The sequence below is a fragment of the Microbacterium sp. SLBN-154 genome, from assembly GCF_006715565.1.
Lineage (GTDB): Bacteria > Actinomycetota > Actinomycetes > Actinomycetales > Microbacteriaceae > Microbacterium.
Genome location: NZ_VFNL01000001.1, coordinates 1,818,378 through 1,839,062, shown reverse-complemented (window position 1 = coordinate 1,839,062; position 20,685 = coordinate 1,818,378). Strand labels below are relative to the sequence as shown.

The 20,685-nt window shown below is 70.2% G+C and carries 27 protein-coding genes and 1 tRNA gene; 11 read left to right on the top strand and 17 right to left on the bottom strand.

Annotated elements, in window-relative coordinates; all coding sequences use genetic code 11:
- Positions 1 to 32: 32 nt before the first annotated feature.
- Positions 33 to 842, top strand: coding sequence for a ParA family protein (locus FBY40_RS08960; protein ID WP_124292997.1), 810 nt, complete (start codon positions 33 to 35; stop codon positions 840 to 842).
- A 44-nt stretch (positions 843 to 886) separates the two neighbouring features.
- On the opposite strand, the gene FBY40_RS08955 is transcribed toward FBY40_RS08960, so the two are convergent.
- The 3 genes from FBY40_RS08955 to FBY40_RS08945 form a co-directional block, all read right to left on the bottom strand.
- The gene (locus FBY40_RS08955) at positions 887 to 1,432 is read right to left on the bottom strand and encodes a MerR family transcriptional regulator (RefSeq protein WP_141938108.1); all 546 of its coding nucleotides are present in this window, start codon (positions 1,430 to 1,432) and stop codon (positions 887 to 889) included.
- A gap of 115 nt (positions 1,433 to 1,547) precedes the next feature.
- A complete protein-coding gene (gene ftsR / locus FBY40_RS08950; protein ID WP_141938106.1) occupies positions 1,548 to 2,243 on the bottom strand; it encodes a transcriptional regulator FtsR in 696 nt (231 codons plus the stop codon).
- Entirely contained in the window at positions 2,243 to 2,734 is a 492-nt protein-coding gene (locus FBY40_RS08945) for an FHA domain-containing protein (protein WP_124292994.1), read from the bottom strand. Before FBY40_RS08945 ends, ftsR begins: the two co-directional genes overlap by 1 nt.
- Before the next feature lie 180 nt (positions 2,735 to 2,914).
- Between FBY40_RS08945 and FBY40_RS08940 the strand changes: the two genes are divergently transcribed.
- Positions 2,915 to 3,253 carry a hypothetical protein gene (locus tag FBY40_RS08940; RefSeq protein ID WP_200829961.1) on the top strand — a complete coding sequence of 113 codons (339 nt, stop codon included), beginning with the start codon at positions 2,915 to 2,917 and terminating at the stop codon, positions 3,251 to 3,253.
- Between the two features lie 19 nt (positions 3,254 to 3,272).
- On the opposite strand, the gene FBY40_RS08935 is transcribed toward FBY40_RS08940, so the two are convergent.
- Positions 3,273 to 3,671, bottom strand: coding sequence for a hypothetical protein (locus FBY40_RS08935; RefSeq protein WP_124292993.1), 399 nt, complete (start codon positions 3,669 to 3,671; stop codon positions 3,273 to 3,275).
- A 103-nt stretch (positions 3,672 to 3,774) separates the two neighbouring features.
- On the opposite strand from FBY40_RS08935, the gene FBY40_RS08930 reads away from it, so the two are divergent.
- Together FBY40_RS08930 and lpdA are read left to right on the top strand one after the other, a co-directional pair.
- Entirely contained in the window at positions 3,775 to 4,431 is a 657-nt protein-coding gene (locus FBY40_RS08930; RefSeq protein ID WP_160141381.1) for a copper resistance CopC family protein, read from the top strand.
- Between the two features lie 9 nt (positions 4,432 to 4,440).
- Positions 4,441 to 5,838: a dihydrolipoyl dehydrogenase gene (lpdA, locus tag FBY40_RS08925; RefSeq protein WP_141938102.1), complete on the top strand. Its 1,398-nt coding sequence runs from the start codon at positions 4,441 to 4,443 to the stop codon at positions 5,836 to 5,838.
- Positions 5,839 to 5,843: 5 nt separating this feature from the next.
- Here lpdA and FBY40_RS08920 read toward each other — a convergent pair whose 3' ends face one another.
- The gene (locus tag FBY40_RS08920; protein ID WP_141938100.1) at positions 5,844 to 6,482 is read right to left on the bottom strand and encodes a CYTH domain-containing protein; all 639 of its coding nucleotides are present in this window, start codon (positions 6,480 to 6,482) and stop codon (positions 5,844 to 5,846) included.
- Positions 6,454 to 6,672 carry a response regulator gene (locus tag FBY40_RS08915; protein WP_141938099.1) on the bottom strand — a complete coding sequence of 73 codons (219 nt, stop codon included), beginning with the start codon at positions 6,670 to 6,672 and terminating at the stop codon, positions 6,454 to 6,456. The genes FBY40_RS08920 and FBY40_RS08915 overlap by 29 nt, the downstream gene beginning before the upstream one ends.
- Before the next feature lie 73 nt (positions 6,673 to 6,745).
- Here FBY40_RS08915 and glgP point away from each other — a divergent pair, with 73 nt between their 5' ends.
- Positions 6,746 to 9,307, top strand: coding sequence for an alpha-glucan family phosphorylase (gene glgP / locus FBY40_RS08910; RefSeq protein WP_141938097.1), 2,562 nt, complete (start codon positions 6,746 to 6,748; stop codon positions 9,305 to 9,307).
- A complete protein-coding gene (locus FBY40_RS08905; protein ID WP_141938096.1) occupies positions 9,304 to 10,044 on the top strand; it encodes a glutamine amidotransferase in 741 nt (246 codons plus the stop codon). Before glgP ends, FBY40_RS08905 begins: the two co-directional genes overlap by 4 nt.
- Before the next feature lie 10 nt (positions 10,045 to 10,054).
- On the opposite strand, the gene FBY40_RS08900 is transcribed toward FBY40_RS08905, so the two are convergent.
- The 7 genes from FBY40_RS08900 to FBY40_RS08870 form a co-directional block, all read right to left on the bottom strand.
- Positions 10,055 to 10,771: an NAD(P)H-hydrate epimerase gene (locus FBY40_RS08900; protein ID WP_141938095.1), complete on the bottom strand. Its 717-nt coding sequence runs from the start codon at positions 10,769 to 10,771 to the stop codon at positions 10,055 to 10,057.
- Positions 10,743 to 11,822, bottom strand: a complete 1,080-nt coding sequence (locus FBY40_RS08895) for a YihY/virulence factor BrkB family protein (RefSeq protein WP_141938093.1) — start codon at positions 11,820 to 11,822, stop codon at positions 10,743 to 10,745. Before FBY40_RS08895 ends, FBY40_RS08900 begins: the two co-directional genes overlap by 29 nt.
- Before the next feature lie 109 nt (positions 11,823 to 11,931).
- A complete protein-coding gene (locus FBY40_RS08890; RefSeq protein WP_141938092.1) occupies positions 11,932 to 12,429 on the bottom strand; it encodes a prepilin peptidase in 498 nt (165 codons plus the stop codon).
- A gap of 75 nt (positions 12,430 to 12,504) precedes the next feature.
- The gene (locus FBY40_RS08885; RefSeq protein WP_141938090.1) at positions 12,505 to 13,497 is read right to left on the bottom strand and encodes an aldo/keto reductase; all 993 of its coding nucleotides are present in this window, start codon (positions 13,495 to 13,497) and stop codon (positions 12,505 to 12,507) included.
- Between the two features lie 74 nt (positions 13,498 to 13,571).
- Complete coding sequence (locus FBY40_RS08880; RefSeq protein ID WP_235014734.1) at positions 13,572 to 14,495, bottom strand: L,D-transpeptidase; 924 nt, start codon at positions 14,493 to 14,495, stop codon at positions 13,572 to 13,574.
- Between the two features lie 41 nt (positions 14,496 to 14,536).
- Positions 14,537 to 15,106, bottom strand: coding sequence for a mismatch-specific DNA-glycosylase (locus tag FBY40_RS08875; protein WP_141938087.1), 570 nt, complete (start codon positions 15,104 to 15,106; stop codon positions 14,537 to 14,539).
- 40 nt (positions 15,107 to 15,146) lie between these two features.
- On the bottom strand, positions 15,147 to 15,467 hold the full coding sequence (locus tag FBY40_RS08870) for a YchJ family protein (RefSeq protein ID WP_235014733.1): 321 nt from the start codon (positions 15,465 to 15,467) through the stop codon (positions 15,147 to 15,149).
- Between the two features lie 143 nt (positions 15,468 to 15,610).
- On the opposite strand from FBY40_RS08870, the gene FBY40_RS08865 reads away from it, so the two are divergent.
- Positions 15,611 to 16,126, top strand: a complete 516-nt coding sequence (locus tag FBY40_RS08865) for a DUF2231 domain-containing protein (protein WP_141938086.1) — start codon at positions 15,611 to 15,613, stop codon at positions 16,124 to 16,126.
- Between the two features lie 26 nt (positions 16,127 to 16,152).
- Here FBY40_RS08865 and FBY40_RS08860 read toward each other — a convergent pair whose 3' ends face one another.
- Both FBY40_RS08860 and FBY40_RS08855 read right to left on the bottom strand, forming a co-directional pair.
- Positions 16,153 to 16,548 carry a VOC family protein gene (locus FBY40_RS08860; protein ID WP_141938085.1) on the bottom strand — a complete coding sequence of 132 codons (396 nt, stop codon included), beginning with the start codon at positions 16,546 to 16,548 and terminating at the stop codon, positions 16,153 to 16,155.
- 12 nt (positions 16,549 to 16,560) lie between these two features.
- Complete coding sequence (locus tag FBY40_RS08855) at positions 16,561 to 16,827, bottom strand: ArsR/SmtB family transcription factor (RefSeq protein WP_141938083.1); 267 nt, start codon at positions 16,825 to 16,827, stop codon at positions 16,561 to 16,563.
- Positions 16,828 to 16,894: 67 nt separating this feature from the next.
- Here FBY40_RS08855 and FBY40_RS08850 point away from each other — a divergent pair, with 67 nt between their 5' ends.
- Positions 16,895 to 17,749 (top strand): MerR family transcriptional regulator, encoded by an 855-nt coding sequence (locus FBY40_RS08850; protein WP_235014729.1) that lies wholly within the window; start codon positions 16,895 to 16,897, stop codon positions 17,747 to 17,749.
- Positions 17,750 to 17,762: 13 nt separating this feature from the next.
- Here the strand turns inward: FBY40_RS08850 and FBY40_RS08845 are convergent, their stop codons facing one another.
- Positions 17,763 to 17,972, bottom strand: a complete 210-nt coding sequence (locus tag FBY40_RS08845; RefSeq protein WP_141938082.1) for a multidrug transporter — start codon at positions 17,970 to 17,972, stop codon at positions 17,763 to 17,765.
- A 150-nt stretch (positions 17,973 to 18,122) separates the two neighbouring features.
- Between FBY40_RS08845 and FBY40_RS08840 the strand changes: the two genes are divergently transcribed.
- On the top strand, positions 18,123 to 19,211 hold the full coding sequence (locus FBY40_RS08840; protein WP_141938080.1) for an oxidoreductase: 1,089 nt from the start codon (positions 18,123 to 18,125) through the stop codon (positions 19,209 to 19,211).
- Positions 19,212 to 19,430: 219 nt separating this feature from the next.
- Here FBY40_RS08840 and FBY40_RS08835 read toward each other — a convergent pair.
- Positions 19,431 to 19,504 (bottom strand) — tRNA-Pro (locus tag FBY40_RS08835).
- A 97-nt stretch (positions 19,505 to 19,601) separates the two neighbouring features.
- Here FBY40_RS08835 and FBY40_RS08830 point away from each other — a divergent pair.
- Both FBY40_RS08830 and FBY40_RS08825 read left to right on the top strand, forming a co-directional pair.
- The gene (locus FBY40_RS08830; RefSeq protein ID WP_141938079.1) at positions 19,602 to 20,303 is read left to right on the top strand and encodes a lysoplasmalogenase; all 702 of its coding nucleotides are present in this window, start codon (positions 19,602 to 19,604) and stop codon (positions 20,301 to 20,303) included.
- Positions 20,300 to 20,668: an RNA-binding S4 domain-containing protein gene (locus FBY40_RS08825; protein WP_124292976.1), complete on the top strand. Its 369-nt coding sequence runs from the start codon at positions 20,300 to 20,302 to the stop codon at positions 20,666 to 20,668. The genes FBY40_RS08830 and FBY40_RS08825 overlap by 4 nt, the downstream gene beginning before the upstream one ends.
- Positions 20,669 to 20,685: the final 17 nt, after the last annotated feature.

The window sequence follows — 20,685 nt, the reverse complement described above, 5'->3', positions numbered from 1 at the left end:
TCTCAGCCTAGGGGACGGTAACGTAGTGCCTCGTGCACGTACTCTCCGTCAGCTCGCTCAAGGGCGGGGTCGGCAAGACGACCGTGACGCTCGGACTCGCTTCCGCCGCTTTCGCGCGCGGCGTCCGGACGTTGGTCGTCGACCTGGACCCGCAGTCCGACGTGTCGACGGGGATGGACATCCAGGTCGCCGGTCGCCTCAACATCGCCGATGTCCTGGCCAATCCCAAGGAGAAGGTCGTCCGTCAGGCGATCACCTCCTCCGGCTGGGCGAAGGTGCACCCCGGGACGATCGACGTGATGATCGGGAGCCCGTCCGCGATCAACTTCGACGGTCCGCACCCGAGCGTTCGCGACGTGTGGAAGCTCGAGGAGGCCCTCGCCACGATCGAGGCCGATTACGATCTCGTCCTCATCGACTGCGCACCCTCCCTCAACGCCCTCACGCGCACCGCGTGGGCTGCGAGCGACCGTGTCATCGTCGTCACCGAGCCCGGTCTGTTCTCCGTCGCGGCCGCCGACCGCGCGCTGCGCGCCATCGAGGAGATCCGTCGCGGCCTCTCCCCCCGGCTGCAGCCGCTCGGCCTCGTGGTGAACCGCGTGCGTCCCCAGTCGATCGAGCACCAGTTCCGGATCAAGGAGCTGCGCGACATGTTCGGTCCGCTCGTGCTGAGCCCGCAGCTTCCCGAGCGGACGTCGCTCCAGCAGGCTCAGGGCGCCGCGAAGCCGCTCCACATCTGGCCGGGAGACTCCGCGCAGGAGCTCGCCGCCGACTTCGACGCGCTGCTGGACCGGGTCATCCGCACCGGTCGCATCCCCACTCCGGGCGAGACCCGCGTCTGATCCGCCGCGTCCGCCGGCGTCGGCGAGGCCGACGAGCGTCGGGCTTAGGCCGAGCGCGCGGTGCGACGTGCAGCGAGCTCGTCGACGGGGTCGGGAGCCTGCGGGTCGAACTCCACGAGAGTCGACTCGACCTCGCGCAGGACCTTGCCCACGGCGATGCCGAACACACCCTGCCCACGGCTGACCAGGTCGATGACCTCGTCGTTCGAGGTGCAGAGGTAGACCGAGGCACCATCGCTCATGAGGGTGGTGCCGGCGAGGTCGCGGATGCCGGCGGCACGAAGCTGCTCCACGGCGGTGCGGATCTGCTGGAGCGAGATTCCGGTGTCGAGCAGTCGTTTGACGAGTTTGAGGACCAGGATGTCGCGGAAGCCGTACAGCCGTTGCGAGCCGGAGCCGTTCGCTCCTCGCACGGTCGGTTCGACCAGTTGCGTGCGGGCCCAGTAATCCAGCTGCCGGTAGGTGATCCCTGCGGCGCGGGCGGCGACCGCGCCGCGGTAGCCCACTTCATCGTCCATCTGCGGGAGCCCGTCGGTGAACAGGAGGTCGGCGACGAAGCCGGGTTCGTCGGCCGCTTCACGAGCGGTCATGCGATCCTCCTCACGGAACGGGGTGCGCACTCCACGCTAGATGAGCCCCGCCCCCCGGGCAACGACATCCGCCTGAACGCGTCGGCGTGTCGCGGAGGATCGAGGCTGGGGCGCGTCATCCGAGAAGGCGATCGAGGGCGGAGCGCAGCAGGATCGCACGCACCTCTTCGAGTTTGCGCGCGAGCTCGGGTGCGGCCTCTCCCGCTCGTCCCCGAGAAGCGGCGTCCGTCCGACGCAGCAGCGGCGCGAGCGACGACTCGATGAGGGAGGCGTCGCGCTCCGCGCTCTGCTTGACGCTGCGGACGTGACGCGGCTCGATGCCGTGACGGTCCAGCGCGACGAGAGCCCGCAGGAGCGTGACCGACTGATCGGTGTAGCTCTCGGCGGCGGTGATGATCCCGGTGCTGATGGCGTCGTTGAGCAGCTGCGGCGCCGCACCGGCCGCGGCCAGAAGCTCCTCCCGACGGTACCGGCGCGGCGCCGGGACGATCGAGGGCGGCGGCGCGGAGGTCGGCGGCGCGGGGTCGCGCCCGGCGTCGACGTCGGCGAGGTAGTCGCGGATGACGCTGAGAGGAAGGTAGTGGTCGCGCTGGAGGGTCAGCGCCAGTCGCAGGCGGTCGAGGTCGGCCGGCGAGAACTTGCGATACCCCGAATCGGTCCGAACCGGGGTGACGATCCCCTGCACCTCGAGGAAACGCAGCTTGCTGGAGGTCAGACTCGGGAACTCCGGCGACAGCCTCGCGAGCACCTGACCGATGCTGAGAAGGCCCGCTGACGATGATCGCTGGCGGGCGGAGGAGGCCGGAGCCATCAGCCCGCCTGCGGCAGATCTGCGGGAGAGACGAAGAAGTTGAGGCGGAACTTGCCGATGCGAAGCTCCGAGCCGTTGGTGAGCACCGCGCGGTCGACCCGCTCGCCGTTGACGTAGGTGCCGTTCAGCGATCGCTGATCCACGAGCTCGAACGCCGTTCCCTGCCGGGTGATCTCCGCGTGCCGACGCGAGACGGTGACGTCGTCGAAGAAGATGTCGGCTTCGGGGTGGCGGCCGACCGTGGTGACGTCGGTGTCGAGCAGATAGCGCGCACCCGCCGTCGGGCCCGAGCGCACCAGCAGCAGCGCCGCCCCCGAAGGCAGCGCATCGATCGACTCGAGCTCCGCGGTGTTCAGAGCGCTGCCGAAGGGGACGAACGACAGGTCGGCGTCGTGGCCGAACGTCTGCGTCGTGTCCGAACCGCGATCGGCGCCGTCATCGCCCGGCAGGCGTCGGATGTCACCAGAATCTGGTCGCCGATTGTCGTCCACGTCGTGCCCTCCTTCGGTGAGCCAGCCTATCCGACGCGTTCACGCCCTGACGACCGGCTCGGCGCACCTGACGACGACGATGCCGCAGGGCGATTGTTTCGGCCTGTGTCGGCGAGGATGACCGCGGCCGTGCCGCGACCTAATCTGGCCGACATCCGAACCTACCCACAGGAGTCCGACGTGTCGAGTCCGCACCGCTTCCCCACACCCGTCGAGGTGAAGGGCCGCGCGGCCTGCATGTGCACGCACGGACGCGCCTGCACCTCGGTCGCCCCCGGGCACGCGATGCACCTCATCCAGGCGCGGCTGATCGCCGCCACCCCCCGCGAATGGACCGACGCGATCGTCGCCTCGGTCGCCGGCGAGGTCACCGTGCTCCACACCCTCGACGGAACGCGCGTCGACGTGTGGTCGGCGTCGCCGATCGAGGGCCTCGAACCCGGCGCGCCCGTCGCCCTGCACGCGCGTCACCACGCTCTGGCGGTGGGGCGCACCCGCGCCAACATCGCCGTCCTGTGACCCGACCGGCGCCGGGAGGTCAGGCCTGCGCGAGCACCGACTCCCGCATCGCCATGCACGCATCCATGCAGGCCTGACAGGACTGCGCGCACATGCGGCAGACCTCGCTCATGTCGGCGTGCCGCATGCACTCGTCCATGCAGAGCTGGCACATCGCGATGCACGCGTCGAGCATCGACACCATGACGGCGGGCGTCATGCCCGACATGCGCAGCATCGCCCGCAGCATCGTGTTGCACATGTCGGCGCAGTTCATGCACGCCGGCGCGCAGTCCATCATCTGCGCGGCGCACACCGTGCAGGCCTGTTCGCAGGCGGCGCAGGCGTCCATACACGCCTGCATGAGGTCCATGTCCATGCGGGTGTCGCCGCCCATCATCGACGTCGAGCCCATCGCATCCATCATCATGCGGTCCATCCCGTACCTCGCTCTCGTCTCGCGCGACGGGGCAGGTGCACCCGCCTGAGCCCAGGTTAGGCGCCCAGGCTTCGTTGATGAAGACCCCCGTAGCGTGGGATCCGTGAGTCGTTCCGGTCTTCGCTTCTCCCCCGCTGACGCGTTCCTCGGCGTCGTCGTGGCGCTGACGGCGGTCTTCGCCCTTCCCGTCGCCGCCTCCGCGCACGACGAGCTGCTCGGCTCCGACCCCGCACCCGGCAGCACGCTCGACCAGGCCCCGACGGCGATCACCCTCACCTTCAGTGGTCTCATCTCGCAGGAACCCGGCGCCACCGTGATCGAGGTGACGGATGCCGCGGGCACGGCGCTCGTCGACGGATCACCGACCATCGCCGACAACGTCGTGTCGCAGCCGCTGACCGCGGCCGCGCCCGGCCCCGTCACGGTGCTCTGGAAGGTGGTCTCCAGCGACGGCCACCCCATCTCCGGGGAGCTGTCGTTCACGGTTGCGGAGGGAGCCTCTTCCACGCCGACCGCCGACGCCACGGTGGCGCCGACGGCGCCCGACGCCTCCGCCTCCCCCTCCGCCTCGACGTCCGAGTCCGCCTCGGCCACGCCATCGCCGACCACCGCAGGTGAACCCGCATCGTCCACCGCTGCGATTCTGCCGTGGATCATCGTGGGGATCGTCGCCGTCGGCGCCGGCGGGGCCATCGTCTACCTCCTGCTCGCCCGCGCGCAGGGCCGCACCCCGGGCACCGGCGGCGATGCCGACCGATAGGCTGGGAGCATGCCTCACTACGACGTCGTCATCCTCGGCGCCGGCCCCGGCGGGTACGTCGCGGCCGTCCGGAGCGCCCAGCTCGGTCTTTCCGTCGCCATCATCGAAGAGAAGTACTGGGGGGGCGTCTGCCTGAATGTCGGGTGCATCCCCTCGAAGGCTCTGCTGAAGAACGCCGACCTCGCGCACCAGGTGCTCCACAAGGCAGACCTCTTCGGCATCTCGGGCGACGTGCACTTCGACTTCGGAGTGGCGTGGGACCGCAGCCGCAAGGTGGCCGAGACCCACGTCAAGGGCATCCACTTCCTGATGAAGAAGAACAAGGTCACCGAGTACGACGGCCGCGGAACCTTCGTCGATGCGAACACCATCCAGGTGCAGAAATCGGACGGCGGGACCGAGACGGTCACGTTCGACAATGCGATCATCGCCACCGGCGCCAAGGTCCGCCAGCTGCCCGGCGTCGAGATCGGCGGGAACATCGTCACCTACGAGGAGCAGATCCTCTCCCGCGATCTGCCCTCCTCGATCGTCATCGTCGGTGCCGGTGCGATCGGCATGGAGTTCGCCTTCGTGATGTCGAACTACGGCGTGAAGGTCACCATCGTCGAGTTCCTCGATCGTGCGCTGCCGAACGAGGACGTCGACGTCTCCAAGGAGATCGCGCGCCAGTACAAGAAGTACGGCATCGACATCCTCACCTCCACCAAGGTCGACACCGTCACCGATCACGGCGACAAGGTCACCGTCGCCTACACCGGCAAGGACGGCACCAGCGGATCCATCGACGCCGACAAGGTGATGGTCTCGATCGGCTGGATTCCGAACGTCGAGGGCTACGGGCTGGACAAGACCGGCGTCGAGCTCACCGAGCGCGGCGCGATCGGCATCGACGACTACATGCGCACCAACATGCCGCACATCTACGCCATCGGCGATGTCACCGCGAAGCTGCAGCTGGCGCACGTGGCCGAGGCGCAGGGTGTGGTGGCCGCCGAGACGATCGGCAAGGCCGAGACCATGCCACTCGGCGACTACCGGATGATGCCCCGCGCGACGTTCTGCACCCCGCAGGTCGCGTCGTTCGGTCTGACCGAGCAGCAGGCCCGTGACGCCGGCTACGACGTGAAGGTCGCGAAGTTCCCCTTCAGCGCGAACGGCAAGGCGAACGGCCTGGGCGAGCCGGTCGGTTTCGTCAAGCTCATCGCCGACGGCGAGCACCTCGAGCTGCTCGGCGGTCACCTCATCGGCCCCGATGTCTCCGAGCTCCTCCCCGAACTCACGCTCGCCCAGAAGTGGGACCTCACCGCGCTCGAGGCCGCGCGCAACGTCCACACGCACCCGACGCTGTCGGAGGCTCTTCAGGAGGGCTTCCACGGTCTCGTGGGCCACATGATCAACCTGTAGCTGACCTACCGCCCGAGCGCCCGCCCGATCTTCGATTCCGAGGATGCAGGGCGGGCGCCGGCGTTTCGGGCGAGATCGGCGATCTCGCTCAGGAAACGCTCGGCGTCGTCGGGCGCGGCGGGGCCGAGTTCGATCTCCCACTCACGCCAGGAGCGCTCCGTCCCGGTCGCCTCGTCGCGGGTCTGCACGTGGTCGTCGAGGAATTCCGCGACGACCTCGCCCGCGGCATCCTTCATCTGCACGGCCAGCCTGCGATTGCGCACGCGGGCGATGGGGCGCACGGGATCGGCTGTGAGGGGTCTGATCTCGGCCTGCACCGCCGCGGGAAGCGACTCGCCCTCCTCGAGCGGCCACCCGAGCTCCACCCGGCCGGCTCCGTGACGCGGTCCCTTCAGATGCCATCCGGCGTCGGGGCCGCCGGTGCGTCGGCGCAGCGCGTAGCCCGCACGCCCGAGGGCGAAATCGACGGTGTCGAAGTACCGGGCGTCGAGTTCGCGGACGTCGGCTCGGGTCAGCTCAGCCACCTCCGGAAGGACGCGCCAGTCCGGTGGCGCCGTATCGGCATCCACGTCGAGCTTGATCTCGATCTCCAGCGAACGGATCGGCTCGTCCGGATCAGTCGTCGTTCGAGGGTCCGATCTCATCGGTCGCCTCCACGAACCAGAATTCCGCCTCGGTCGGACCGTCGTGCTCGCCGGTGTGCTGCGCTTCTCCCTTGCGGCGGTAAACGACCTGTCCTTCGCCGTAGGGGACGATGAGCGAATCGAGGTCGGGAGCCTCCAGGGGCAGGAGCTGCCCGTCGAGGGGACCGCCGTGCAGTCGTGCAATAGCCATTCTCCGAGTGTATCGACGGCGATCAGCTCGGTGAGGGGGTTGCGCTTCATCGTGCTCGCCTACACTTCACAGCGTGAAGGCCATCCGCACGTTCGCCGTTCGTCCCGTTCTCTCCGAGCAGCTCGCCCCGCTCGACCGCCTCGCCACCAACTGGCGCTGGGCCTGGTCGGCCGAGACGAAGGCACTGTTCGCCTCGATGGATCCCGCGCGGTGGGAGGAGGTCGGCGGCAACCCCGAGCAGCTCCTCGGTGCGCTCGGGCAGGAACGGCTCGACGCCCTGTCGCAGGACACGCAGTTCGTGGCCCGCGTCCATGCCGAGGCCGAGCGCCTCGACGCCTACCTCCGCGACGACCGGTGGTACCAGGAGCTCGACGGCGACAAGCCGGTCCACATCGCCTACTTCTCCCCCGAGTTCGGCGTGGACGGCACCCTTCCGCAGTACTCGGGCGGCCTCGGCATCCTCGCCGGCGACCACCTCAAGAGCGCGTCCGACCTCGGCGTCCCCCTCACCGGCGTCGGGCTGTTCTACCGTGCGGGGTACTTCCGTCAGTCGATCGGCGACGACGGCTGGCAGCGGGAGAGCTACCCGCTGCTCGACCCCTACGGTCTCGGCCTGACCCTGCTCCGCGACGGCGACGGGGCCCCCGTCGAGATCGGACTCGACCTTCCCGCCGGCCGGCTCCTGGCCGCTCGCATCTGGGTGGCCCAGATCGGCCGGGTCCCGCTCCTGCTGCTCGACGCCGACACCCCCAGCAACCCCGACGACCTCCGCCAGGTGACCGACCGGCTCTACGGCGGAGGCGGCGAGCACCGCCTCCTGCAGGAGCTCCTCCTCGGCGTGGGCGGCGTCCGCGCGGTGCGGGCGTGGTGCGCGCAGACCGGCACGCCCAGCCCCGAGGTGTATCACACCAATGAGGGCCACGCGGGTTTCCAGGGCTTGGAGCGGATGTCGGAACTCATCGTCGAAGAGGGCTTGAGCTTCGACCAGGCGCTCGCTCAGGTGCGGGCCTCCACCGTCTTCACCACCCACACACCGGTTCCCGCCGGTATCGACCGCTTCCCCCGCGACCTGGTCGCGACCTACCTGCAGAGCCCGCTGTTCACGTCGCTCCCCGCCGAGCCCGCCCTCGACCTGGGCCGCGAGTCCTACCCGGGCGGCGATCCCCAGGTGTTCAACATGGCCGTTCTCGGGCTCCACCTCGGACAGCACGCCAACGGGGTGTCGCTCCTCCACGGGGCGGTCAGCCGACGGATGTTCGGGCCCCTCTGGCCGAGTGTCGACACCGACGAGGTACCGATCACCTCGATCACCAACGGCGTCCACGCCCCGACCTGGGTCCACCCCGCCCTCACCGGCCTGAGCGAGCGCGTCTTCGGCGATGCGCACACCGATCGCCACGACTGGCGCTCGCGCGAGGTCGTCAGCGACCAGGAGCTGTGGGGGGTGCGCACCCAGATGAAGCAGGAGCTCGTCGCCGAGGCTCGGCGGCGCCTGACCGCAGCCGCCCGTTCGGCGGGCAATGCCGCTGTTCCGGCGTGGATCGACGAGATCCTCGACCCGGGTGTGCTGACCATCGGCTTCGCCCGGCGCGTGCCGACCTACAAGCGTCTGACGCTGATGCTCCGCGACCCCGAGCGCCTCACCCGCATCCTCACCGATCCCGAGCGACCGGTTCAGCTGGTGATCGGCGGCAAGTCCCATCCGGCCGACGATTCCGGGAAAATCCTGATCCAGCAGCTCGTGCGGTTCAGCCGCGATCCTCGGGTGCGCGGCCGCATCGTGTTCCTCCCCGACTACGACATCACGCTGGCGAAGACCCTGTACCCCGGCTGCGACGTGTGGCTGAACAACCCGCTGCGCCCCCTCGAGGCGTGCGGCACGTCGGGCATGAAGGCCGCGTTGAACGGGGTGCTGAATCTGTCGATCCTCGACGGCTGGTGGGACGAGTGGTACGACGGCCGCAACGGCTGGGCCATCCCGACCGCCGACACGGCGGCGACCGACGAGGAGCGGGACGATGCCGAGGCGGCCGCGCTCTACGACCTCATCGAGCACCAGCTCGTGCCGCGGTTCTACGAGCGCACGGGCGGTGTGCCGGCCGGGTGGCTCGACATGGTGCGCCACACCATGACGGACCTCGGCAAGAAGGTCACCAGCGACCGGATGGTGCGCGACTACGTCACACGACTGTACGTGCCCTCGGCGGTGAACGAGCGGGCGCTCCGTGCCGATGATTTCGCCCAGGCCCGCTCGCTCGCCGCGTTCGTCGGCCGGGTGCGCAGCGCCTGGGAGGCCGTGGCGATCGCGCATGTGGAGGGTTCCGACGCCACCACTCGGGCGTCGACCGGCGAAACCCTCGAGATCGAGGCCTCCGTGCGCCTGGACGGTCTCTCCCCCGACGATGTCGCGGTGGAACTGGTCTACGGACGCACCGACGAGGACGATGTCATCGGCCTCGACCGCACCGCCGTGCCGCTCAAGGCGCAGGGGCCCGCCGTGGACGGGGTCACCCCCTATCGGGGCTCGCTGCCGCTGCAGATCACCGGCACCTTCGGGTACACGGTGCGGGTCGTGCCGCGGCATCCGTTCCTGGTGTCCCCGGTGGAGCTGGGCCTTGTGACGTACGCGGGATGACCGGGGCCAAACCCTTCGTCCTCCTCGCCACCCGCGCGGAGGACGTTCCCGCCGACGAGGAGTACGAGCTCTTCCTGCGCTTCACCGGGCTCGAGGAGCGCGACCTCCTCCGCGTCCGCATGGAGGCAGGCCCCCTCCCCGAGCTGGAGCTCGACGCACTGTCGGGGATCTTCGTCGGCGGCGGTCCGTTCAACGCCTCCGATCCGCCGGAGAAGAAGTCGCCGGTGCAGCGGCGCGTCGAGGCGGAGTTCGCCCGTCTGCTCGACGAGGTGGTCGCGCGCGACTTCCCATTTCTGGGCGCCTGCTACGGGATCGGGACCCTCGGGAGCCACCAGCGCGCCATCATCGACCGCACCTACTCCGAGCCGATCAGCGTGGTGCCGGTGAGCCTCACCGACGCCGGCGCCGTCGATCCGCTGCTCGCGGGTTTCCCACGCACCTTCGACGCCTACGTCGGCCACAAGGAAGCGGTGTCGGTCCTCCCCGACTCGGCGGTGCTGCTGGCGTCGTCCCCGACCTGTCCGGTTCAGATGTTCCGGGTCGGCCGCAACGTCTACGCCACCCAGTTTCACCCCGAGCTCGACCTCGACGGCATGCAGACGCGGGTGCACGCCTACGCCGGCTACGGATACTTCGGCGCCGACGAGCTCGAGCTCACACTCGCCGCTGTGCGGCGGGCGCCGGTGACCCACCCGCCGCGTCTGCTGCGGACCTTCGTGGAACATCACGCCCGCTAGAGCGCACGACTCAGGCTCGGACGATCTCCGCGATCTCGGTCTCGCCGACCGGTTCGGCGCCGACGAGCTCCAGGCCGATGTCGACGAGCGTGACGCGCCCCGACAACGCGGGCCCGCGCCCCAAGGCCAGACCCGCCTTCGCTGCGCCGAAGGTAATGGTCTCGTGAGCGGGCAGCACGAGCTCATCGCCCTCCCCGGTGTCGGGATCCAGACCGCTCGGCAGGTCGACGGCGAGGATCCGCGGACCCGCCGCCAGGCTCGGGGCGAGGACGATCGCCGCGTCGCGCGCGCCGCCGCGCAGCGATCCTCGTCCGCCGAGCCCGATCATCCCGTCGAGGACGATGCCGTACTCGCGAGGGTCGAGCCCGGCCGGGTCGACCATGCGGGCCCCGGCATCGACCGCGGCGGCGAGGCCGGCGTCGTGGGCGTCGTCGCCGACGAGCAGGACATCCACACGCGCCCCGGCGGCGGCGAGCTCGGCGCCTGCGAACAGGGCGTCCCCGCCGTTGTCGCCCCGCCCGGCGAGCACGAGGACGCCGGGAACGGATGCCGCGGCGAGCCGCGCCGCGGCGATCCCCGCCAGCGCGTGGGCGGCGCGGGCCATGAGGGGCACCCCGGCAGCGAGGAGGGGGGCCTCGGCGGCGCGGATGTCGGCGGCCCGGTAGGTCCGAACGCGCGGGAGGGCGTCCGAAGGGGTGTCAGCGATCACCACGCCGCGCTCCGGCATCCGATGTCGTCGTCTCGTCCGTCTTTGGTTTCGCCTTCGCTGCCGCAACGGCCCGGCCCCGCCACTCCTCCGCCTCGGCGGCGCGGGCCGCGTCCAACTCATCGGCGGCGGCCTGCACCGACATCTCGGCGCGCTTGACACGGCGCTGGAGGAAGGTCGTCGCACCGAAGCGGGCGCGGACCCGATCGCGTTCCTCCTCGATGCCGGTGATGATGTAGGCCGAGGCGATGAGGATCACCTGCGCCGACAGGTTCAGCCAGAGAAGCAGCGCGATGAGCGAGGCGAAGGTCGCCAGCAGCGGGTTCGACCCGGCGCCTCCGACGAACAGGCTCGACAGCTGCTGCAGAACGGTGAGCCCCGCGGCGCCGATGAGGGACCCGCTGATGAGCGAGCGCGGCGAGGGCTTGGTGCCCGACAGCGCGCGGAACGCCACAGCGATGACGGCGGCATCGAGGAGGAAGACCACGACGATCGTCGTCGCCCGCGTGGCGATCTGCAGCAGCAGGTCGTCCTCGGCGAGCCCGAGCCACCCGCCGACGAGGGAGATCCCGGCGCTGCCGATGACGGTCGCCACGGCCGACGCGCCGAGAGCGGTGCCGATCCCGATCGCGAGAAGCAGATTCCGCAGCAGCACCCACAGCCAGAAGGAGTCGTCGGTCAGTTCGTTTCCGAGCCGCCGGATCGCGGTACGCAGCGATCCGATGGCGCCGATGGCGGCGCCGACGAGACCGATGGACGCGATCACTCCCGCCACCGTGAGTCCTGCGGGCGCCTGGACGTCATCGAGGTCGATCAGGCCGCCTTCTCCGACGAGGCCGGGGATGGCCGCGTCGACGGCGTCGATCAGCGCCTGCCAGGCGACCGGGTTGCCGGCGAGCCAGAGCGCGGCGAGCGAGAACCCGAGCAGCACGGCGGCGAACAGGCTGAACAGCGTGCGGTACGTCACGCTGTCGGCGAGCATCGGACCCTGCCGTTCGCTGTAGAGCAGGAGCGCGCGCACGGGCTTCAGCGTGAGGGCGCGTGCGATGACACGCGCGATCAGATTCGGCATGGGCGAACTCTCCCCGTCGACGGTCGATAACTGGTGTCCCACCGCCAAACTAGGGGGTGAGGCCCGCGACGTCGGTGCCGTTGAGAAATGATCGGGCGCACGGTAGAGGTCAGGCGACCACGGCTCCGGTCCCCCAGCCGGCCGCGCTCGCACCGATGACGAGCCATGCCCCGACGAGCATCGCCGGTCCGAAGGCGATGCGGGTGCGGCGGTCGGCGCGCCGCGCGAGGACCAGGCAGATGCCGGTCGCACCGCCGACGACGAAACCGGCGAGGGCACCGATCGCGAGGGCCTCCCACCCCAGCCAGCCGAGGTACAGGCCGAGGACGCCGGCGAGTTTGACGTCTCCGCCGCCGAGGCCTCGGCGGGAGAGCACGCGAAGCACCAGGTAGAAGCCGAAAAGGACGATCATCCCGACCAGGGCGCGTCCGAGAGCGGCCGCCGGCGCGCCGAAGAGCACCGCACCCAGGAGGAGCGCTCCGCCGACGCCGTAGCTGGGCAGCACGATCCGATTCGGCAGGCGATGGTGGCGCACATCGATGACGGCGAGCACGACGCTGATCACACCCAGGTAGGCGAACGCCGTGATCTCCAGAGCCGTCGACACGGGAGCGAAGCTAACAGAACCGCTGCTGCCGTCCCGAGGGGGCTGTGGACAACTCGCCCGATCGTCCGCCGCGGGTCACCAGAGCGGGTGGATGGCTGCGCGCAGGTGGCGGTCGTAGACCTCGTGCACGGCGGCATCGAAGCCACGGAGGTCGGCGCCGCCGTCGAGCAGTGCGCCCGCCTCGGCATTGGACGTCGCCTGTGCGACGTTGCGCGCGCCCGGGATGACGGTGGTGACCCCGGGCTGCGAAGCGATCCACGCGAGCGTCGCGGCGGGAAGGCTCACACCGTCGGGAACGGCACGCGCGAGCTCGGATGCCGCGGCGAGCCCGGCCTCGTAGTCCACGCCCGAGAACGTCTCACCCCGGTCGAACGCCTCACCGTTGCGGTTGTAACTGCGATGGTCGTTCTCGGCGAACGTCGTGTCGGCGGTGTACTTCCCCGACAGGAGGCCCGAGGCCAGGGGCACGCGCGCGAAGACGGCCACCTGTGCCGCCGCCGCCGCCGGCAGCACCTCGTCGAGGGGCTTCAGACGGAACGGGTTGAAGATGATCTGGATGTTGGTCACGTGCGGTCGCGCGATGGCGGCGAGCGCCTGGGCGACGGTCTCGACGGAGACCCCGTAGGCGGCGATGCGGCCGTCGGCGACGAGCGCGTCCAGGGCGTCGTAGACCGCGTCGGATTCGATGACCTCGGACGGCGGGCAGTGCAGCTGCACCAGGTCGAGGGTGTCGACGCCCAGGTTAGCTCGAGAGCGGTCGTTCCAGGCGCGGAAGGCCTCGGACGTGTAGTTCTCCGCCCTCTGCTCCACGCGACGCCCCATCTTGGTCGCCACGGTGATCTCATGGCCGGGGCGTGCGGCCAGGAATCGTCCGATGAGCGATTCGCTCCGCCCGTCGCCGTAGACGTCTGCGGTGTCGAAGAGGGTCACCCCCCGGTCGACGGACGCCTCCAGGACGGCGAGCGCGTCGTCCTCGGAGACATCGCCCCAGTCTGCGCCGAGCTGCCAGGTGCCGAGACCGATGGCCGAGACGTCGCGGCCGGTGCGGCCGAGGGGACGGTGCTGCATGGGGGACGACCTTTCGGGAGAGCGGGGCAACGGCCAGCGTAGCGGCAGGGCGACGGGGTGGACGCGATCGGTGTTCAGGGCAGGATCTGGACGGGGGTCCCCATCGGCAGCTCGGCGAGCTTCTCGATCGCGGCCGGGTCGAGCCGGATGCACCCGTTGGAGATGGCACCCGAACGGGCATCGTGATAGTGGAAGGCGGTGATCGCGACATCCGCTCCGCCGAACCCGTCGAGAGTCGGCGACTGCACCGAGAGGTAAACCAGTGGATAGCCGCGCGTGTAGCCGAAGGAGGGCTCGACGCGGGTCGTCATGATGAAGGAGCGCCCGGTGGGGGTGGGGGTCCCCTCCACACCCGATCCGAAGTCGGTGGCGATGCGTTCGCTGCCGTCGGGGCGCACGATGTCGATCGTGCGCGCGGAGAGGGAGACCTCGACCCGCGCGTCCACGGCCGCGAAGACGACATCCTGGGCGCGCAGCCACCCCGTGAGCTGACCCGGGTCACCGGTCGACGGCGTCGCCTGCCGTCCCGTGAGGAGCACCCGCACCCAGTGCTCCTGGCGCTCGACCACGGGGACCGTGGTGCCCCCGTAAACGTACTCGGCGGGGAGGACCGCGACGGGATCCGCGGTCGGGTCGGCGAAGACCGGGGCGCCGGAGCCCGCTGCGGTCACGACCTCGCCGGTGGGCGCGCTCGCGGGGTCGGTGTCGACGGGAAGCTGCGGGAGGACGGCGAACACGTCGACCTGGGGCAGCGATGCCAGCTCGTACGCGGCGGTGTTGGCGGCGAAGCCCACCGGCGCGGGCGGCGGCGTCGCCTCGGGCGTCGGCGTCGCCGAGGGCGTCACCACCGTGGGCGTCGGGACGGCGGCCGGTTCGGCGGCGGCGTCGGGTCGCAGCAGCCAGGCTCCCGTGAACCCCGCAACGACGACGACGACGCCGACGACCACCGCGATCCATGCCCGTGGAGACGTGGTTGCGTGACTCTGGGATGCGCGCACAACCCCATGTTCCGTCGGCGGCGGCGGTGGTGCAACCGCGCTCATTCGATCACCCCGGCAGCGCGGGCAGGCTCGGCGTAGGCCCGGGCGAGGGAGTCGACGGTGTCGTGGGCGTTGAGCCCGCTCGGATTGGGCACCACCCACAGGCGGGCGCCGGCGAGGGCTTCAGCCTGCTCTCCGCTGACGGCTCGCGGGCGGTCGAAGCCCTGCCGATAGGCGGTGAGCCCGACGACGGCGACGACGGGCGGGCGCCGATCCGCCACCAGCGCTGCCAGAGCCTGCGCACCGGCACGGAGCTCCTCACGCGACAGCTCGTCAGCCCGGGCTGTGGCGCGGCGCACCAGGTTGGTGACCCCGATGCCCCGCTGCACGAGCAGATCTCGGTCGGCAGGCGACATCCCCTCCTCGGTGATCGTCGGCGGATGCGGCAGGACGCCTGCTGCGACGAGCGCGGGGTAGAACCTGTTGCCGGGGCGGGCGAAGTGGGCTCCGGTCGCGGCCGTCCACAACCCCGGGTTGATTCCGACGAAGAGAAGCCGCAGACGCTCGGGAAGGAGGTCGGGCACCGTCTCGTCGCGGAACCGTTCGAGGTCTGAGGCGCGGAATCCCATTCGTCCAGTGTGGATCCTCGCGCCGACACGGGGGCCGTGGTCAGGTGTCGCGGATGTCACCGTCGACGTAGTACCACCGGCCGTTTTCGCGGACGAACCGCGACCGCTCGTGGAGGATCCCGACGCCGCCGTCGATGCGGTAAGTGGCGCGGAACTCGACGATCCCGTCGGTGTCATCGATCCGGCCCCCGACGGTGTCGACGATCTGCAGGCCACGCCAGACAGGGCTGTCATCGAGGTCCAACGTCGCCGGCCGCGTCGAGGGGTGCCAGGTCCGCAGCAGCCATGCCGCGTCACCGTCGCGGAACGCCCGGAACCGCGACCGCATCAGTTGCTCGGCGGTCTGAGGTTCGTCGGTCACCGAACGAGTGTGACACGGGTGCCGGCTGCGCGGGAGAGTTGCCGGCACTGAGATGTCAAGCCCCTCGGCCGTCCGGGCCCGCGAAGGCTAGACAGGGCGCGCGGGTCGCCCGACGATCCGTCAAACGAAAGGGTTCTCTGACCATGACCTCGTCCCCGCGAGACCGCGCAAAAAGGCCGCGGACTGCTCTTGCCGGTCCGTACGGGCACCCGTTCCACCCGATTCTCGTGACGATCCCCATCGGCGCGTGGACGGCGAGCCTCGTGTTCGACCTGATTGCGATCTTCGTCGACGATCCGACGCCGTACGTCGTCGGCGCACGCGTCCTCATCGTCGTCGGATTGGTCGGAGCGGTCCTGGCCGCGGTGTGGGGATTCCTCGACTACCTGCAACTCGAGCGCGGAACGCGGGCGCAGAAAACAGGCTTCGTGCACATGCTCCTGAATCTCGGGGCCACGGTGCTGTTCGCGGTGAACCTCATCGTGCGGTTCCTCGTCGGCGACGACGACGAGCTGAGCGTCGCGGGGTTGATCCTGACCGTGATCGCTCTGGCGGCGCTGTCGATGTCAGGATGGCTCGGCGGCAAACTCGCCTACACGTACGGCGTGCGTGTCGCTGACGACCCGAGGCAGGCACAAGGCTTCCAGCAGTCCCGGTGACCGCCGAGTGGTGGTGTCGTCGCTCCTCAGGCGGGGCTCACCAGCTGCACGAGGTTGCCGCAGGTGTCATCCAGCACCGCCGTCCGCACGGGCCCTCCCGTGGTCGGCGCCTGCAGGAAGGTCACGCCTGCGGCGACGAGCTCGTCATACGCGGCATCGACATCGTCCACGGTGAACGATGCCGCGGGGATCCCCTGCTCGGCGAGCGCGCGCGTGTACTCCTGCGCCGCAGGATTCTCGTCAGGCTCCAGAAGCAGCTCGACCCCGTCGGGCGCATCGCTGCCCACGACGGTCAGCCAGCGGTACTCCCCGAGCGGAATGTCGTTCTTGACGACGAATCCGAGCCTGTCGGTGTAGAACCGCAGCGCCTTCTCCTGGTCGTCGACGAACACGCTCATCACGTGCAGCCGTGCGTTCACCATCACTGTCTCCTGTCAGTCGAGAGGCCATCGCGCGGCGATCTCGCGCAGCGGCTCGCGGTGCATCCGGTGGATCTTCGTCCGGCCGACACGTGCCGTGCGCACGAGGTCGCACTCCTCGAGAACGGCCAGGTGCTGCGACACCGCCTGCCGAGACGAGGTCGTGCCGGCGGCGACGAGCCGGGAGCAGATCTCGAAGAGCGTCATCTCCCCGCCTGCAGCCAGCAGGTCGAGGATCTGACGGCGGGTCGGATCGGCGATCGCCCGGTACACGTCGGCCACACCGTCACAATAGGCAAGTATTCACTTGCGCGTCAAGGTCTCGGGGTCTCGGTTTGACCCTCACACTGTGTCATGGTCGAGTGTGGACTCCGTCATGCATTACTCGATCGGAGAGTTCGCCGCCCTGGGCCGGGTCAGCGCGCGGATGCTGCGCCACTACGACGCCGTCGGTCTGCTCGTGCCTGCGAGCGTGGATGCGCGCACCGGGTATCGCCGTTATGCCGCGGAGCAATTGCCTCTCTTGATCCGGATCGTCGAGCTACGGGATCTCGGTGTCGGGCTGGACCGCATCGCCACCCTGGCCGGATCGAGCGATCCGGCTGCTGAACTGCGAAGGGTGCTCGTCGAGCGTCGTGTCGAGCTCGAAGCATCCGTGGCCCATGATCGCGCACGTCTCGACCGGATCGAGCGACGACTCCGACAACTGAACGGAGAGACCATGTCCAAAGTCGCCTACAGGCCCATCGAGCCCGTGACCGTCTACGCGGCCCGAGCGGTCTCACCCGGAAGCGGGCCGGAACACGTCGGTCCCGTCGTCGGTTCTCTCGTCTCTCGCCTGGATGACGCCTTGGCCTCTGCGGGGCGCCCGCGGATGGAACCGGGGATCTTCTGGTACGAACCCACCGACGACCGCCTCACCGTCCACGTGTCCTACATCGCCGAGGACGATCCGACGCCCGGTGCGGGGTACGAGGTCGTCGATCTTCCCGAGGTGGCCGAGGCCGCCACCCTGATCCACCTCGGCGACATGACCTCCATCGGTGAGAGCTGGGCCACGCTGATGGAACAGGTGGTCGCCGACGGGTACCGCATCATCGGCCCTACCCGAGAGGTCTACCTCGTCGCCGAGGGCCACGATCCGGGACCGGATTGGGTCACCGAGCTGCAGGCGCCTGTCGCCAGACGTCCCATCGGCGACTGAACGCACCGGACGGTCAGTCCGCGTCGCTGCCGTCGTCGAGTCCGGTCTGTCCCATTCCCGGGCGCACGGGGGCGTCGGGATCGATGTCGATGCGGCGGACGCCGTCGTGTTCGCTGACACGGATGCGGGGGGCGGCATCCGCCTCCGTCGCCTCAGGCGCTCGCGTGAGCTGGTCGTGCCGGTCCTTCGCGCGCTGCGCGTCATCCTCGGTCGGGGTCCCCATGACCCCACCGTAAGACGGCGGCAGACGGATGCCGCGGGCTTGACATCCCACCAGGAAGACGCCACTCGGGAATAGCGAGCGGGCGGACAGGGTTGGGTCGCCCGGAACGGTGTCCATCCGGAACACCGTCGACGAAAGGACGATCCCCCCGTGACTCTCTTCTCACCCACCACCGTCGGCTCCTTCACCGTGCAGAACCGCCTCTCGCTGGCGCCGATGACACGTCTGCGGGCCGACGAGAACGGTGTGCCCGGCGACCTGGCCGCCGAGTACTACGCCCAGCGCGCCGGTCTCGGACTGCTGGTCACCGAGGGGGTGTTCCCGAGCGCGGAGTCCAAGGCCTATCCGGGTCAGCCGGGCATCGCCACCACCGCCCAGTCCGAGGGGTGGGCGAACGTGGCCGCGGCGGTGCATGCCGCCGGTGGCGTCGTCTTCATGCAGGTGATGCACGGGGGCCGCGTCTCCCATACCGGCATCACCGGCACCGCCCGCATCGTCGCGCCCTCGGCGGTCGCGATCGAGGGCCAGACCCGACTGGCCGACGGATCGAAAGTGGACTTCCCGGTGCCGCACGCCCTCGAGTCCGGCGAGCTCGAGACGGTGCGCGACGAGTTCGTCGCCGCCGCGCGCCGCGCCGTCGACGCCGGGATCGACGGGGTCGAGCTGCACGCCGCCAACGGGTATCTGCTCCACGAGTTCCTCTCCCCCGCGTCGAACCGACGCCGGGACGGCTACGGCGGCTCGCCCGAGGCACGCGCGCGGTTCGTGATCGAGGTCGCGCGGGCCGTTGCGGCGGAGGTGGGCGGCGAGCGCGTCGGCATCCGCATCTCGCCCGCGCACAACATCCAGGACGTGTGGGAGCGTGACGCCGAGGAGACCCGGGCCACCTACCTGGCTCTGGTCGAGGGCCTCGCTCCCCTGGGGCTGGCGTACCTCAGCATCCTCCACGAGAATCCCGCCGACGATCTCCCGCAGGAGCTTCGTCGGGTCTTCGGCGGCACCTTCATCGCCAACACCGGCTTCGGTCGCGTGACGACCCGCGACGAGGCCATCCGCACCGTCGGGGAGGGCGTCGCCGATCTCGTGGCCGTCGGCCGCCCGGCGATCGCGAACCCCGACATCGTGGAGCGATGGGAACGCGGCGCCGAGGAGAACCCCGTGGACCAGGCCACCGTCTACGGCCCCGACGAGCGCGGCTACACCGACTATCCGACGCTCGAGGCTGATCGCGCGGCGTAACGGCACTCGTCGGCGAGGCGGCCCTCGTCGGCGAGGCGGCGCCCGGGAGGGCGCGTGCGCTCCCCCGTTTGTGCGCCGACCCGTCAGAAAGTGCGGGTCCCTCCGCATCCGGACCGCACAAATCGACGGGTCGCGCGCTCCGGCGGCGGGGACCCCGCCAGACACCACGCCGAGGAACGCGAAAGGGCCGGCCTTCCGGCCGACCCTTTCGCATTCCGGTCGGGATGACAGGATTTGAACCTGCGACCCCTTGACCCCCAGTCAAGTGCGCTACCAAGCTGCGCCACATCCCGATGTCCCCGCCGAAACGCGGACAACTCCCCCATCCTACCGGCTCGTCGGAGCGCTCGCGAACGCGCGTGAGCCCGGTGCGGCCGGTACTCTCCCTCCATGGCCTCGACGCGGACTCCCCCGCCCCCGACGACCCTCGGCCACCTCCTGCTCCCGTTCGCCCCGTATGCCCTGGTCGCGGCCGTCCACGTCATAGCCCTGGCATTCGGCGCCTCCGCGGTCGCCGCGCCGACGAAGCTCCTCCTGATGCCTCTTCTGGCGGTCGGCGTCGCCTGGGCCCTCCGCGGAGCGCTCGCCCGCACCCCCGTCATCCTGCTCCTGACCGCGCTCGGCCTCTCGTGGCTCGGAGACGGCGCGGGCACGTTCTTCCCCTTCGCCCCGACCGTCCCGATGATGCTGCTGTGCTTCGGCCTGGCGCACGTGGCCTACATCGTGCTGTTCTGGCGCTTTCTCGCGCGGAGTCCGGTGCCGCCGTGGGCCGTCGTGTACGCCATCTGGTGGGGAGCCCTTCTCGCGACGCTCTGGCCGCACCTGGGCGCGCTGCTGCTCCCCGTGGCGGTCTACGGCCTCGTCCTCGGCGGCACCGCGGTCGCCGCCTCCCGCGCGGGAACGATGATCGCCGTGGGCGGGGCGTTCTTCCTCGCATCCGACTCGATTCTCGCCTTCGACCTGTTCTGGCCCGGTGCGCCGACGGCCGTCACCGGCCCGCTGGTCATGCTCACCTACACGATCGGGCAGGGTCTCATCGCGCTCGGCGTGGTGCGAGCCCTCACCTCCGGCGCCCGCGGAGGTCGACGATGACCGAGGGCTCCACGCGCGTCGATGCCTGGCTCTGGGCGATCCGCGTCTACAAGACGCGTTCCGCTGCGACGACGGCGTGTCGTGCGGGGCATGTCCGGGTCAACGGGGAGCGGGCCAAGGCCGCGGTGCAGGTCAAACCCGGCGACGAGCTGCGTGTGCGCATCCAAGGGTTCGATCGGATCCTGGTGGTGCGCCAGACGATCTCCAAGCGCGTCGGCGCCGCGGTCGCCGCATCCGCCTTCGAGGATCGCACACCGCCTCCGCCGCCGCGGGAGCTCGCCGGCTCGGTTCCGGTGCGCGACCGTGGCGCCGGACGGCCGACCAAGCGCGAACGACGCGACCTCGATCGGCTGCGCGGGCGCTGACCGCTGATGCGGATGTC

Coding starts and splice junctions, on each gene's coding strand:
- FBY40_RS08955 (WP_141938108.1), bottom strand. CDS start 1,432: ATGACCGCTCGTGAAGCGGCCGACGAACCCGGCTTCGTCGCCGACCTC.
- ftsR (WP_141938106.1), bottom strand. CDS start 2,243: ATGGCTCCGGCCTCCTCCGCCCGCCAGCGATCATCGTCAGCGGGCCTT.
- FBY40_RS08935 (WP_124292993.1), bottom strand. CDS start 3,671: ATGGACCGCATGATGATGGATGCGATGGGCTCGACGTCGATGATGGGC.
- lpdA (WP_141938102.1), top strand. CDS start 4,441: ATGCCTCACTACGACGTCGTCATCCTCGGCGCCGGCCCCGGCGGGTAC.
- FBY40_RS08920 (WP_141938100.1), bottom strand. CDS start 6,482: ATGAGATCGGACCCTCGAACGACGACTGATCCGGACGAGCCGATCCGT.
- FBY40_RS08915 (WP_141938099.1), bottom strand. CDS start 6,672: ATGGCTATTGCACGACTGCACGGCGGTCCCCTCGACGGGCAGCTCCTG.
- FBY40_RS08905 (WP_141938096.1), top strand. CDS start 9,304: ATGACCGGGGCCAAACCCTTCGTCCTCCTCGCCACCCGCGCGGAGGAC.
- FBY40_RS08900 (WP_141938095.1), bottom strand. CDS start 10,771: ATGCCGGAGCGCGGCGTGGTGATCGCTGACACCCCTTCGGACGCCCTC.
- FBY40_RS08895 (WP_141938093.1), bottom strand. CDS start 11,822: ATGCCGAATCTGATCGCGCGTGTCATCGCACGCGCCCTCACGCTGAAG.
- FBY40_RS08885 (WP_141938090.1), bottom strand. CDS start 13,497: ATGCAGCACCGTCCCCTCGGCCGCACCGGCCGCGACGTCTCGGCCATC.
- FBY40_RS08875 (WP_141938087.1), bottom strand. CDS start 15,106: ATGGGATTCCGCGCCTCAGACCTCGAACGGTTCCGCGACGAGACGGTG.
- FBY40_RS08865 (WP_141938086.1), top strand. CDS start 15,611: ATGACCTCGTCCCCGCGAGACCGCGCAAAAAGGCCGCGGACTGCTCTT.
- FBY40_RS08860 (WP_141938085.1), bottom strand. CDS start 16,548: ATGGTGAACGCACGGCTGCACGTGATGAGCGTGTTCGTCGACGACCAG.
- FBY40_RS08845 (WP_141938082.1), bottom strand. CDS start 17,972: ATGGGGACCCCGACCGAGGATGACGCGCAGCGCGCGAAGGACCGGCAC.
- FBY40_RS08830 (WP_141938079.1), top strand. CDS start 19,602: ATGGCCTCGACGCGGACTCCCCCGCCCCCGACGACCCTCGGCCACCTC.
- FBY40_RS08825 (WP_124292976.1), top strand. CDS start 20,300: ATGACCGAGGGCTCCACGCGCGTCGATGCCTGGCTCTGGGCGATCCGC.